Genomic DNA, 11637 nt, shown 5'->3' with positions numbered 1-11637 from the left:
CTGCTTGTCCTCGTAGGCCGCGACGGGAGTGAGAAAGTCGCGTGCATTGGCAAGGCAATTGGCGCCGATGGGGCCACGATCCGGTAGGGTGAAGGCGCCGCCGTAATTCTCGCACACGAAGGCGCGCGCCGGGCCGTTGATCAATTCGACGCAAAAGATCACGCCGCGCGGAATGACGCAGATCTCGCCCGGTTCGATATCGATGATGCCGAACTCGGTGCGGAAGCGAAGCGCGTTCTCCTGGGCGACGATGAGATATTCGCCATCGGCGTTGAAGAAATACGCATTCGTCATGGAGGCCGTGATCACGAGCACATGCGCCGCCATACCCACCTGCGTGTCGGAATCCCCCGCCGTCGTGATGGTGCGCAGGCCTGCGAGAAACGTGACGTCGCCATCCGGGAACGGCGTTGGGTCCCAGCGCAACTGGCCGATCGGAAGGTCCGTGTCCTCGCGCGTCGGCGCGGTCCGCATCAGGCCCTTGTCGACCTTCACATAGCGGCCCGAATGCTTGACGCTCGGACGAATGCGATAGAGCCAGGAGCGCTGATTGGTGGCCTGCGGCGCGGTGAAGGGCGAGCCGGAAAGCTGTTCGGCGTAGAGCCCGTAATTGAGCTTCTGAGGCGAATTCCGTCCGATCGGTAACGCGCCTTCTAGCGCTTCCGTTTCGAAACTGTTGCCGAAGCCCGACATGTAACCCGGCACGATGGCACTGGCTCGCTGATCGCGCGCTTGAAAATCCGAGACGCTCTGAACGTTCATCGTCATCTCCCTCGGCATGCAGACGCCCGACGCGCAGGCGAAAATGGTTGCCACTGCAACGAATATCGCTTATTGGTTGCACGAGCAACGGTTTTATGACGATGGCATTCCGGTCTGTGGCCCGCAAGGATGAGTTAGAGGCGCTTGTCGTCCTCGAACGCTTTCTTCCCTATCGGTTGAACGTTCTGGCGAGCCTCAGCTCGAACGCGCTGGCGCAGATTTACGCCGAGCGTTTCGGTCTTTCGATTCCCGCCTGGCGCGTCGTCGCGACCCTCGGTCAGTACGATGTGCGCACCGCCCGCGATATCGCGGCGCACGGTGTCATGCACAAATCGACCATCTCGCGCGCGGTCTCCATCCTCGAAGAGCGCGGTCTCGTGGTGCGGCGGGCGAACCAGCAGGATCGCCGCGAGGAACTGCTCGCTCTCACCCCGCAGGGACGCGCCATCTACGCGGCGCTGGCGCCGCAGGCGCTGGCATTCGAACAGCAACTCATGTCTGTCCTGAGCCGGGAGGAGCAGGCGCTTCTCTCTTGTCTCATGGACAAGCTGACGGAACACGCGCGCATCATGGCGCCGGACGTGGAGGCCTGACCATGAGGCTCTACACCTACTTTCGCTCCTCGGCCGCCTATCGCGTGAGGATCGCCCTCAACCTTAAAGGGGTGGCGTACGAATCCGTGGCTGTGAACCTGCTGAAGGGAGAACAACGGCTCGCCGCCTACGGTGAGGTCAATCCGCAGCACCGGGTGCCTGCCCTCGACATCGGCGCCACCGTGCTGACCCAGTCGCCCGCGATCCTCGAATATCTCGACGAGGCCTATCCCGATCCGCCCTTGCTGCCCCTCGGGGCGGTGCAGCGCGCGAAGGTGCGGGCGGTGGCAAGCCTCATCGGCTGCGACATCCACCCCCTCAACAATTCCGGCGTGCTCTCTTACCTCAAGAACCAACTGGGGCAGGACCAGGCCGCGCGCGATGCCTGGTATGGCCACTGGATCAGAACCGGCTTCGACGCGATCGAGACGATGATCGAGCCCGGGCCTTTCGCTTTCGGCCCGCGGCCGACGCTCGCGGACATCTATCTCGTCCCGCAGGTGTTCAATGCCCGTCGCTTCGATATTTCCCTCGCCGACTACCCCAAAATTTCGGGTGTCGACGTGGCTTGTTCGAAGCTCCCTGCTTTCGAGAAGGCGGCGCCCGCGAGGCAGCCGGACGCCGCCGAGACTTGACCCGATCGCAAGGCTGAAACGCGCCCGCCCGGCGCTTAGTTTGCAATCAACCCTCGGCCTCTTTGCCGAATGCCAGAAGGAGACAAGCCATGGGCCCCTTTCCGCACGATGCGCCGCCGCCTGCCATCTCGGACGAAAATCCGATGGGCACGGACGGCTTCGAATTCGTCGAGTTCTGCCATCCTGATCCGCAGGCCCTCGACCGGCTTTTCCGAACGATGGGTTTTTCGCTGGTGGCCAGGCATCGGTCGAAGAATGTCGTGCTCTACCGGCAGGGCGACATCAACTTCATCGTGAACGCGCAGCCGGGGTCGTTCGCGGAGCAATTCGCCAAACAGCATGGCCCCTCGGCGCCCGCGATGGCGTTTCGCGTCGTGGATGCGAAACACGCCTATGAGAGGGCTCTCTCGCTCGGGGCCAAGCCCGTGCGCACACAGGCCGGCCCGAACGAGCTCGAAATCCCCGCCATCGAGGGCATCGGCGGATTGCAGATCTACCTCGTCGATCGCTATGGCGCCAAGGGCTCGATCTACGATGTGGATTTCGAGTGGCTCGGCGAGCCGGACCCGAAGCCCGAGGGCGTCGGTCTTTATTATCTCGATCACCTCACCCACAACGTCGTGCGCGGCCGGTTGACCGAATGGGCCGGCTTCTACGAGCGGCTCTTCAATTTCCGCCAGATCCGCTATTTCGACATCGCCGGCAAGATGTCGGGTCTCCATTCCCGCGCCATGACGAGCCCCGACGGCAAGATCCGTATTCCCATCAACGAGGATGCGGGGGAAAGCGGCCAGATCGAGGAATACCTTCAGGAATACCGGGGGGAGGGGATCCAGCACGTGGCGCTCGGCTCCACCGACCTTTACGAGTCCATCGAGAAGCTCATCGCGCGCGGCGTCGAATTCATGCCGGCGCCGAACGAGATCTACTACTCGCGCATCGACAAGCGCCTGCCGAGCCACGCCGAGCCGATCGAGAGGCTGAGGGCGAACGGCATTCTCATCGACGGCGAGGGCGTGGTCGAAGGGGGCTTCACCAAGGTCCTGCTGCAGCGCTTCGGCAAGACGGCCATCGGGCCGATCTTCTTCGAATATATTCAGCGCAAGGGCGATGACGGGTTCGGCGAAGGCAATTTCAAAGCGCTGTTCGAATCCATCGAGGAGGACCAGATTCGTCGCGGCGTCCTCAAGCCGAAGGTGGCCTGAGCGGATAATTTTCGACGAATCGAGCGCGAATCGCATGAGGCCGGAGGCTGTCCGGCCTCATTTTTGCTTTTTTGGGCGTCAGGTGACCGGAAAGCGGCCCGGAGGACTTTCCTGTCCGTTTGCAGGGTTTTGTGAGGGCGAGCGAAGAGTTGGTTGCTCGCAATGATAGTCGGGATCGCATTTGAAACCCTTTCTACGTAAAGGTTTCGTTAAAATCAGAGTGCGTTCTTTAACGGATCGTAAAGATCGCTGCACCAAGCGTGGCGAATGTGCAACAGCCCTTTGAAAAGCCCCCTCGGCGGCCCCTTTTGCGCCTTCATTCGATTGCGCGGCGGGCGGCTCGCAGTAATGTGACCTCAACGGCGGGGGCACCCCAGTCGTCAAACGGTTCCACCCAATGAGGGGTGGCTCCGCGAATTTCTAGGGGAAATGGGACGCGCTTCCCTGAAGCGCTAACCCGGGCCCCCCAGGGTCTCGAAACTTTGGAGGTCAACTATGAAGCTCGTTAAGAGCCTTCTTCTCGGAACGGTCGCGGGTCTCGCCGCCGTTGCCGGCGCTCAGGCTGCAGATCTTCCCTCGAAGAAGGCTGCTCCCGTTGAGTACGTTCGCGTTTGCTCCACCTACGGCGCAGGCTTCTTCTACATCCCCGGCACCGAAACCTGCCTCCGCGTTGGCGGCCGTGTTCGCGCCGACTACCTGTGGAACACCCCGATCCGTCAGTTCGCTGGCGGCAACCTCATTCGCGGTCGTGCAGTCGACTCAGTCGGCTTCCGCGCTCGCGGTCGTATCCAGCTCGACGCCCGTACGGCGACGGCTTACGGCCTGCTCCGCTCGGTCGTCCGCTTCGAGATCACCCGTTCGTCGGCTTCGCCGTTCGGCAACACCGGCGTGATCGGCACCAGCCCGAACGTCGCTCAGGCATTCGTTCAGTTCGGTGGTCTCACCGCTGGTCGCGTGACTTCGTTCTTCTCGAACGGCGACCTCCCCACGGGTCACATGGGCACGCTGCGTTTCGACGACGCGCCTGACGTCGACCTGTTGGCCTACACCTTCTCGTTCGGCAATGGCTTCTCGGCCAGCATCTCGATCGAAGACGGCCTCGAGCGTCGCAACAACAACTTCGTCGGAGGCGCTCCCTTCGCTACGAACATCGTTTACGGCGGTCAGCGCGCTCCGGACGTGGTCGGCAACCTGAAGTACGCCGGCACTTGGGGTACGGCACAGCTGTCCGGCGCGGTTCACCAGATCCGCTCGAACAACCTGCCGGGAACCGGCTTCACCTGGGGTAACGGCACCGCCGACTTCCCTGACACGGATTACGGCTTCGCCGTCGCTGCAACCGCCGGCATCAACCTGCCGTCGCTCGCTCCCGGCGATGCTCTGTGGTTCGCCGCGACCTACGCTGACGGCGCTCTTGCCTACCTCGACGGTGGCAACTCGGGCACCATCATCAGCCCCCGCACCGAGTTCGGCGGCGGCAACGTCGGTCTCGTCGACGCTTACGTGAACACCCTCTCGGGCGACATCAAGCGCGGCCGCGGTTGGTCACTGGCCGGTGGCCTGCGTCACTACTGGACCCCGCAGATCCGTTCGAACCTCTTCGGTTCGTACATGCGCATCAACTACTCGGGCGGTTCTTCGTTCGTCGCGGCTAACGGCGCTACCGTCGGCCTGCCTGACTTCAGCGAATACCGCGTCGGCGCCAACGTGTTCTGGCAGCCGGTCAGCGGCCTCGACCTCGGTGTGGAAGTCATCTACGCCAACGTCGATCCGCGTGGTCGCATCGGCGTCCCGGGCTTCGTCAACACGGTCAGCTCGTCTGACTCGTGGGAAGGTCGCCTCCGCGTTCAGCGCGACTTCTAATCGGCTCAACCCGATTGGTTAAAGGAAACCCCGGTGGCGACACCGGGGTTTTCTTTTTGTGTTTTCTCTCACGTCTCGGGCGTGCGAAGTCTGCCGCGACGAGGCGTCGAGATTGCCCAAAGGGAATGGCAACGGGGAACGGCCGGGCCGATGCCGCGGTTCGAGCGCGTCAATCAGGCGGGTTCAGACCGAGGTTGCCCAATGTCTTTTCGCCGACGCAACATCAAGCCGCTTTCGAGCGCGCCGCGTGCTCGACATCTCGAATGAATTCGATAATCGCGCCCACCACCTTGCCTTCGATCGCGGGCGCGTGGCCCTCGTCGGGGGCGGTCAGCGCCCTCAGCCCCGGATGGACCTCCGCCATCATCCGCAGGGTTTGCGCCGACAGCATGTCGGAATTCGCGCCACGGATGGCCAGGACGGGGAAAGCCCGAAGTCCCTCGAAGAGCGGCCATAGATCCGGCAGGGGCATACCAAGGTCGATGGCATCCAGCATCTTCATCAAAGCCGGATCGTAGCGCAGGACAAGGCGACCCTTGTCTTCGCTCCAGGTTCCTTCGGCAAGACGGCGCCATTGGGAATCCGTGTATTTGGGGAATTGTGCCTCCGAGATCTGCTTCAGGATCTCACCGGCCTCGACGAAATCCTTCGGGGGCGGCAACTTGCCCACATATCCCTTGATCCGCGCGACGCCCTTTCCCTCGATCACGGGTCCGATGTCGTTGAGCACGACTCCCTTGATCAGGCTCGGCTTGATCGCGCCCAGCGCCATGCTGATCAGGCCGCCCCGCGAGGTTCCAACGAAAATGGCCTCGGTCACGCCGGTGGCGATCAGGACCTGCAGGACGTCGTTGGTTTCCACCCGGACGTCGTAATGCCGCCAGTCCTTGTCCCATTCGGACCGCCCGCGCCCGCGATAATCCATGGACAGAACCCGGCGCGGATGAAGCTCGTCCTCGCTGAGGACCGTGGCAAGCTCGTGAAAATCCTCAGACGTGCGCGAGAGGCCCGGCAGGCATATTATCGGGATGGCGGAGGACAAATCTGGCCCGTAATCGCGGGTATAGAGGCGCAGGCCATCGGCACTGGATACGAAGAGATCCCGAAAGCCGTCTCTCATGGAGGAATCCTGTCTTGTGAAGAGTCGTTACTCGCCCGGGATCGCGTCGGCGGTGGCCCCCAAGGTTGGGCCACCGGAGCCGGTGGCAGGCTCCCTCACCGGTTCGACCACATGCGTCAGCCGCTCCCGGTAGACCGTCAGGTTTTCCATCACCCGTTGCACGTAGTTGCGGGTCTCGTAGAAGGGGATGCGCTCGATCCAATCCACCAGATCGATGCCCGGCTGGCGGGGGTCGCCATAGGCGTTGATCCACTTTTTTACGTTCCCGCCGCCGGCATTGTAGGAAGCAAAAGCCAGAATGTGCGAGCCCTTCCAGTCCTCCATGAGTTCACCCAGATGGGCGGAACCGAGCTTCGCGTTGTAGGCGGGGTCCTCCAGCAGCCGGTTCAGGTCGAAACCCACCCCGAAACGCTGGGCCGTTCGCTTCGCCGTGGCAGGCATGAGCTGCATCAGGCCACGCGCTCCGGCGGTCGATACCGCGCGGGGGTTGAAGGCGCTTTCCTGACGGGCGATCGCATAGACCATCGCGGGCTCCACCTCGTCTCCCACGGGGAAGAAATCGGGGATGGCGGCGAGGGGATAGGCGTGAAGGTCGAGGGGGAAACCCCGCTGCGACGMGACCTTGCCGACGAGCAGAACCGCCCGCGGGTTCTGCTGCCCGGCCGCCAAGGAGGCGAGCGCATCGAGTTCGCCCGGGTTGTCGAGGGTCTGCGCCAGGTCGTTGTAAAGCCCAAGCAGCAACTCGGGCTCGGCGGTCTGCTCCAGAAGTTTCAGGGCGCGGACCGGCATGCGAGCCTGGAAGGCAGCGCGTTCGGTCGCCGGCAGCGGCTCCACCTGCCGCAAGGCCACCGGCTGCGCCAACTTGGAGGTCGCGAGCTGGCCGTAGAAGGTCGTGGGCGTCTCGGCGGCGAGCGCGAAGAATTTCTCGGCTTCCTCATGCTGCCCGCCGGCCTCTGCCGCCCGACCCTGCCAATAGGCGACCCGCGATTTCGAAATCGGGGTGGAACCGGTTTGGGCGATGGTGGCGAAATGGCGCGATGCGGATGCGGGATCGTTCAGGAAACGCAGCGCGATCCAGCCGGAATGGAATTCCGCCTCGATCTGCTGCGCGGGTGACTCGGCGCCGTGCCGGCTCGCCACCTCGTAGGCGGCTTTCGGATCGTTCCTGTCCAAAAGCTCGCGGGTGATCAGGCGACGCTCGGCCCACCATTCGTCCCCATCGACGAGGGACTCGGCGTCCCGGGGCGCTTCCGACAAGACCTTCGCGGCCTCGACATATTGCTTGTTGCGGCGCAGGTCGAGCGCGCGCGAGAAAATGTAGGAGGCGTCCTTCCGGAGAGAGGCGGGCACTTCTGCGAAGGCTTTCTCGGCCGCTTTCTTGCCGCGGTAGAGGCCCATCCGCGCCCTGACGAGGGTCGCGTATTCCCGGCCCGCAAAGCCCGCGGCCCGCGTGGCCCCGGACCAGTTCTCCTTCAGGAGATAGCGCTCCATCCGGAAGCGGTGATCCGCCTCCTTCAACACGCCGGGAAAGCGCTCGAGGATGCGATTCTCCAGGCCATCGGCGAAAGTATCCTCGCGCCAGACCTGGCGGATCTGCTCATTCGCCTGCGTGTCGAGTCCCTCAGCTTTCAGCGCGAAGGCGAGGGCGATGCGGCCGGAGCCGGTGAGGGGGGCCTGGTTGGCAAAGAAAGCCCGGACTTCGTCGGCCGGCCGGCGCTCGGCGAGCAGCGCCTCTTCCATCCGCCTGCGCAGCAGGGTCGTTGCCGGCCAATCCGGGTAATCGCGAATGAAGGCGGTAAGCCGGCCCCAGCCAACGGGAATGGCGGCGCGGATGGCGAACCATTCCGTCAGGGCGACGGCCGCGGGGTCGGAGAGCTTGCTTTTGAGGATCAGCGCCTCGGTCCAGTCGCCGCCGCGATAGGCCTTGAAGATCAGCGGCAGGGATTCGACATCGTTGCCGGCCGGTGAGGGGAGGATGGCGGCGCCGGGACCGTCCGCGAGGTCATTGGCAAGACTCGCGAAATCGGGCCGTGGCGGCGGCAGCGTCATGCTTGGGCCGGCCAGAGCCGGCGGGAGCGCGGCCGGAAGGACCGCGGCGGAGGCCAGGAGGCCCGCCAGGAGGCGTATTCCGAGCTTCATCAGATCCCCAATTCGTCACTGGTTGAGTGCATGTGACGATGATTACCTTGAAGAAACACTAACCGTGGGGTTAGGACAACCTCCCGAGGGTTTGTTTGCGCCGATGCGCCGCAGCCCCTATGTGTTACCGCTGACGTCGGCACGAGTCCCCGCGTCCTATTTCACGAGGTTTTTCAATGCCCCCATTCGCAGGCTCCATCACGGCGCTCGTGACCCCATTTAAAGACGGAGCTGTCGACGAAGCGGGCTTTCGCAAATTCATCAACTGGCAGATCGAGAATGGCAGCCACGGGGTCGTGCCGGTCGGGACCACGGGCGAAAGCCCGACCCTGAGCCATAAGGAACATGAGCGGGTCGTCGAGATCACGGTCGACGAGGTCAAGGGCCGGGTCCCGGTCATCGCCGGCGCCGGCTCGAACAGCACCGCCGAGGCTATCGGGTTCTCCCAGCATGCCGAGCGGGTGGGGGCCGACGCGGTCCTGATCGTCACCCCCTATTACAACAAGCCGACCCAGGACGGCATGTACGCCCACTTCAAGGCCATCAACGATGCGATCGGCATCCCGATCATCATCTACAACATCCCCGGCCGCTCGGTGATCGACATGTCGGTGGATACGATGGCCCGCCTCTATGAGCTGAAGAACATCGTGGGCGTGAAGGATGCGACCGCGAACCTCGCCCGCGTCAGCCAGCAGCGGCACGCCATGGGGCCGGATTTCATCCAGCTCTCCGGCGAGGACGCGACGGCTCTCGGCTTCATGGCGCATGGCGGCCATGGCTGTATTTCGGTGACCGCCAATGTGGCGCCGCGCCTGTGCGCGGAGATGCAGAATGCCTGCCTCAAGGGCGATTACGCGGCTGCCTTGAAGGTGCAGGACCGCCTCATGCCGCTCCACGATTCGCTGTTCGTCGAGACCAACCCGTCGCCGGTCAAATATGCCGCGACGGTCCTCGGTCTCATGCAGGAAGACGTTCGGCTGCCGCTTCTGCCTGTCTCGGAGCCGACCAAGAAGATTGTCCGATCCGCCATGGTCCATGCCGGCCTGGTCAACGCGTAGAGCCATGGCAAAAGACACCAGCAAGGCCGCTCGCCCCAACAAGGTGGTGGCCGACAACCGCAAGGCGCGGTTCAATTACGAGATCGTCGACACCTTCGAGGCGGGCATCGCGCTGACCGGCACGGAGGTGAAGTCCCTGCGTCAGGGAAAGGCGACCATCGGTGACGCCCATGCGGGGCCTTCGGGCTCCGACTTCGTCCTGTTCAACGCCTATATCCCTGAATATCTGCAGGCGAACCGCTTCAACCATGAGACGAAGCGCCCGCGTCGCCTGTTGCTGCACAAGCGGCAAATCAACCGCCTGATCGGCGCAACGCAGCGCGACGGCATGACGGTGGTGCCGCTCAAGATCTATTTCAACGAACGCGGGCGGGCCAAGATCGAGCTCGGCCTGGGACGCGGCAAGAAACTCCACGACAAGCGCGAGGCCGACAAGGAGCGCACATGGAACCGGGAAAAATCCCGGTTGCTGCGCGACAAAGGCTAAAGGCCAGTCAGCCCGCTAGGCTAGTCTCCGATCGCGGCGGACGATCTGTCCTGACCGTCACACGTCGACGTCGTCGCCTTGCGTCTGGCGGATGCCGTAGCGGCGCTCTAGACCTGGGCTCGGAATGGTGGGACGCACCCGGTCAGTGCGGTGGTCGGGCCGATCGGCTCCGTCGATCGCGGCGCGGGCGGGCCGATCCGCCGGGTCGCGGCCGATCTTCGAGGCCATGTGGGCAAGCTCGATGAACTCGTCCGCCTGACGCCGCAGCTCATCCGCCACCATGGGGGGCTGGGTCGTCACGGTCGAGGCGACGGAGACATGGACGCCCCGGCGCTGCAGCGCCTCCACCAGCGAGCGGAAATCGCCGTCGCCGGAGAAGATCACCATCTGGTCTACGTAAGGCGCGAGTTCGAGCGCATCGATCGCCAGCTCGATATCCATATTGCCCTTGACCTTGCGACGGCCGGCGGAATCGACGAATTCCTTGGTGGGCTTCGTCACCACCCGGTAGCCGTTATAGTCAAGCCAGTCGATCAGAGGACGAATCGAGGAATATTCCTGATCCTCGACGAGCGCAGTATAATAAAACGCCCGCAAAAGTGTCCCGCGGCTTTGAAATTCTTTCAGGAGACGCTTGTAATCGATATCGAAGCCGAGCGTTTTTGTCGTAGCGTAAAGATTAGCGCCATCAATAAAAAGCGCGATCCGTTGCTGGCTAGCCATAAATATTCTCTGATTTAATCTGCTGGGTCATGAAAACAACCGCAACTGCACATCGGCATCGAAATTATCTACGCTTGAAATACTTAGGCGCGATCAGTTTGCGACGTACCTGAAAACAGGCTGCTCAATTTCCCAATAGACGAGTAAAAAGTGACAACCCCGCGAGTAAAGACGCGTGGTCGTAACGTGTCAAGAATGTGGCAGGCTCGGAACAGAATTTAAACGTAATCGTGATTTTAGAGTTCTACGTTGTAATGTTCCGACTTCCTGGCTTCGTGGCGGGAATGGCGGCGAGATCGGGCGGCAATTGGTCCGCGGGATATGCCGGAATATCGAGTTGCAGTAAGGACACCAGAGGCGCTCCGAGTTGGGCCTTGCCGCCCGAGCGGTCGATCAGGCAAGCGGCGCCGAGGAGTTGGCCCGGATGCTGACGCAGGGCTGCGAGACATTCCCGGGACGACAATCCTGTGGTGACGATATCCTCAACCATCACGACACGCGCGCCCTCTGGAATCGTAAAGCCCCGGCGCAGGACGAATTCCCCGTTCTCGCGCTCGACGAAAATCGCCTTGCAGCCAAGCTGCCGCGCGGTCTCATAGCCGGGGACGATGCCGCCGATCGCCGGCGACACCACGTAGTCCACCTGCCCGTAGGCCTCGCGGATTTTCTCCGCGAGCGCGCGACAGACGCGCTCCGTTCGGGCCGGATCCTGGAAGATGAACATCTTCTGCAGAAAGACCGGCGAATGCAGCCCCGACGACAGCACGAAATGCCCTTCCAGCAGGGCGCCTGCGGAGCGGAATTCGTCGAGCACGTCGTTCGGGGTCATGGGCGGATTCTCCTGGATGGGGGCTGTTTGGCAGGCGACCCCACGTGACGCAAGCCAAAAGGGAGAAACCGAGGGGGGCCTGCGGCCTTGCCGGGACGAGGCGGTTCCGAGGCGACGGGATGCGATTACGCCCGTCGCCCGGCTTCCTCCACGAAGGCCTTGAAAATCCGGTTTCCGGGATTGTCCGTGCTGGCGAAGGCCTCCGGGTGCCATTGCAGGC

General features: G+C 63.0%; 11 protein-coding genes. 6 read left to right on the top strand and 5 right to left on the bottom strand.

The annotated features are described in order from the left end of the window. Positions 1–762: homogentisate 1,2-dioxygenase (locus tag AC1DVM_RS20425; protein WP_477257501.1), on the bottom strand; the 762-nt coding region annotated here is incomplete at its 3' end. Between the two features lie 101 nt (positions 763–863). On the opposite strand from AC1DVM_RS20425, the gene AC1DVM_RS20420 reads away from it, so the two are divergent. The 4 genes from AC1DVM_RS20420 (at position 864) to AC1DVM_RS20405 (ending at position 5058) form a co-directional block, all read left to right on the top strand. Continuing rightward, positions 864–1355 carry a MarR family winged helix-turn-helix transcriptional regulator gene (locus tag AC1DVM_RS20420; protein ID WP_477257499.1) on the top strand — a complete coding sequence of 164 codons (492 nt, stop codon included), beginning with the start codon at positions 864–866 and terminating at the stop codon, positions 1353–1355. Positions 1356–1357: 2 nt separating this feature from the next. Further along, positions 1358–1990: a maleylacetoacetate isomerase gene (maiA, locus tag AC1DVM_RS20415; RefSeq protein ID WP_477257497.1), complete on the top strand. Its 633-nt coding sequence runs from the start codon at positions 1358–1360 to the stop codon at positions 1988–1990. Between the two features lie 89 nt (positions 1991–2079). Then, positions 2080–3195, top strand: coding sequence for a 4-hydroxyphenylpyruvate dioxygenase (hppD, locus tag AC1DVM_RS20410; RefSeq protein ID WP_477257495.1), 1116 nt, complete (start codon positions 2080–2082; stop codon positions 3193–3195). 495 nt (positions 3196–3690) lie between these two features. Continuing rightward, positions 3691–5058 carry a porin gene (locus tag AC1DVM_RS20405; protein WP_477257493.1) on the top strand — a complete coding sequence of 456 codons (1368 nt, stop codon included), beginning with the start codon at positions 3691–3693 and terminating at the stop codon, positions 5056–5058. A 223-nt stretch (positions 5059–5281) separates the two neighbouring features. Here AC1DVM_RS20405 and AC1DVM_RS20400 read toward each other — a convergent pair whose 3' ends face one another. Together AC1DVM_RS20400 and AC1DVM_RS20395 are read right to left on the bottom strand one after the other, a co-directional pair. Next, positions 5282–6178 carry an alpha/beta fold hydrolase gene (locus tag AC1DVM_RS20400; RefSeq protein ID WP_477257491.1) on the bottom strand — a complete coding sequence of 299 codons (897 nt, stop codon included), beginning with the start codon at positions 6176–6178 and terminating at the stop codon, positions 5282–5284. A gap of 27 nt (positions 6179–6205) precedes the next feature. Beyond that, positions 6206–8317: a lytic transglycosylase domain-containing protein gene (locus tag AC1DVM_RS20395; RefSeq protein WP_477257489.1), complete on the bottom strand. Its 2112-nt coding sequence runs from the start codon at positions 8315–8317 to the stop codon at positions 6206–6208. Between the two features lie 176 nt (positions 8318–8493). Between AC1DVM_RS20395 and dapA the strand changes: the two genes are divergently transcribed. Both dapA and smpB read left to right on the top strand, forming a co-directional pair. Then, the gene (gene dapA, locus AC1DVM_RS20390) at positions 8494–9378 is read left to right on the top strand and encodes a 4-hydroxy-tetrahydrodipicolinate synthase (RefSeq protein ID WP_477257487.1); all 885 of its coding nucleotides are present in this window, start codon (positions 8494–8496) and stop codon (positions 9376–9378) included. A gap of 4 nt (positions 9379–9382) precedes the next feature. Further along, positions 9383–9865 (top strand): SsrA-binding protein SmpB, encoded by a 483-nt coding sequence (gene smpB, locus AC1DVM_RS20385; protein ID WP_477257485.1) that lies wholly within the window; start codon positions 9383–9385, stop codon positions 9863–9865. Positions 9866–9922: 57 nt separating this feature from the next. On the opposite strand, the gene AC1DVM_RS20380 is transcribed toward smpB, so the two are convergent. Together AC1DVM_RS20380 and pyrE are read right to left on the bottom strand one after the other, a co-directional pair. Further along, positions 9923–10588: a LabA-like NYN domain-containing protein gene (locus AC1DVM_RS20380; protein ID WP_477257483.1), complete on the bottom strand. Its 666-nt coding sequence runs from the start codon at positions 10586–10588 to the stop codon at positions 9923–9925. A gap of 244 nt (positions 10589–10832) precedes the next feature. Beyond that, a complete protein-coding gene (pyrE, locus tag AC1DVM_RS20375; RefSeq protein ID WP_477257481.1) occupies positions 10833–11417 on the bottom strand; it encodes an orotate phosphoribosyltransferase in 585 nt (194 codons plus the stop codon). Positions 11418–11637: the final 220 nt, after the last annotated feature.

The sequence above is a fragment of the Microvirga sp. P4_A5 genome, assembly GCF_056402495.1.
Note: the sequence above shows the minus strand (reverse complement) of the source record. Positions and strands in the feature narration are given on the sequence as shown.

Bases quoted from the DNA above. Each gene is read 5' to 3' on its own strand.
- AC1DVM_RS20420 (WP_477257499.1), top strand. From the start codon at position 864: ATGGCATTCCGGTCTGTGGCCCGCAAGGATGAGTTAGAGGCGCTTGTC.
- maiA (WP_477257497.1), top strand. From the start codon at position 1,358: ATGAGGCTCTACACCTACTTTCGCTCCTCGGCCGCCTATCGCGTGAGG.
- hppD (WP_477257495.1), top strand. From the start codon at position 2,080: ATGGGCCCCTTTCCGCACGATGCGCCGCCGCCTGCCATCTCGGACGAA.
- AC1DVM_RS20405 (WP_477257493.1), top strand. From the start codon at position 3,691: ATGAAGCTCGTTAAGAGCCTTCTTCTCGGAACGGTCGCGGGTCTCGCC.
- AC1DVM_RS20400 (WP_477257491.1), bottom strand. From the start codon at position 6,178: ATGAGAGACGGCTTTCGGGATCTCTTCGTATCCAGTGCCGATGGCCTG.
- dapA (WP_477257487.1), top strand. From the start codon at position 8,494: ATGCCCCCATTCGCAGGCTCCATCACGGCGCTCGTGACCCCATTTAAA.
- smpB (WP_477257485.1), top strand. From the start codon at position 9,383: ATGGCAAAAGACACCAGCAAGGCCGCTCGCCCCAACAAGGTGGTGGCC.
- AC1DVM_RS20380 (WP_477257483.1), bottom strand. From the start codon at position 10,588: ATGGCTAGCCAGCAACGGATCGCGCTTTTTATTGATGGCGCTAATCTT.
- pyrE (WP_477257481.1), bottom strand. From the start codon at position 11,417: ATGACCCCGAACGACGTGCTCGACGAATTCCGCTCCGCAGGCGCCCTG.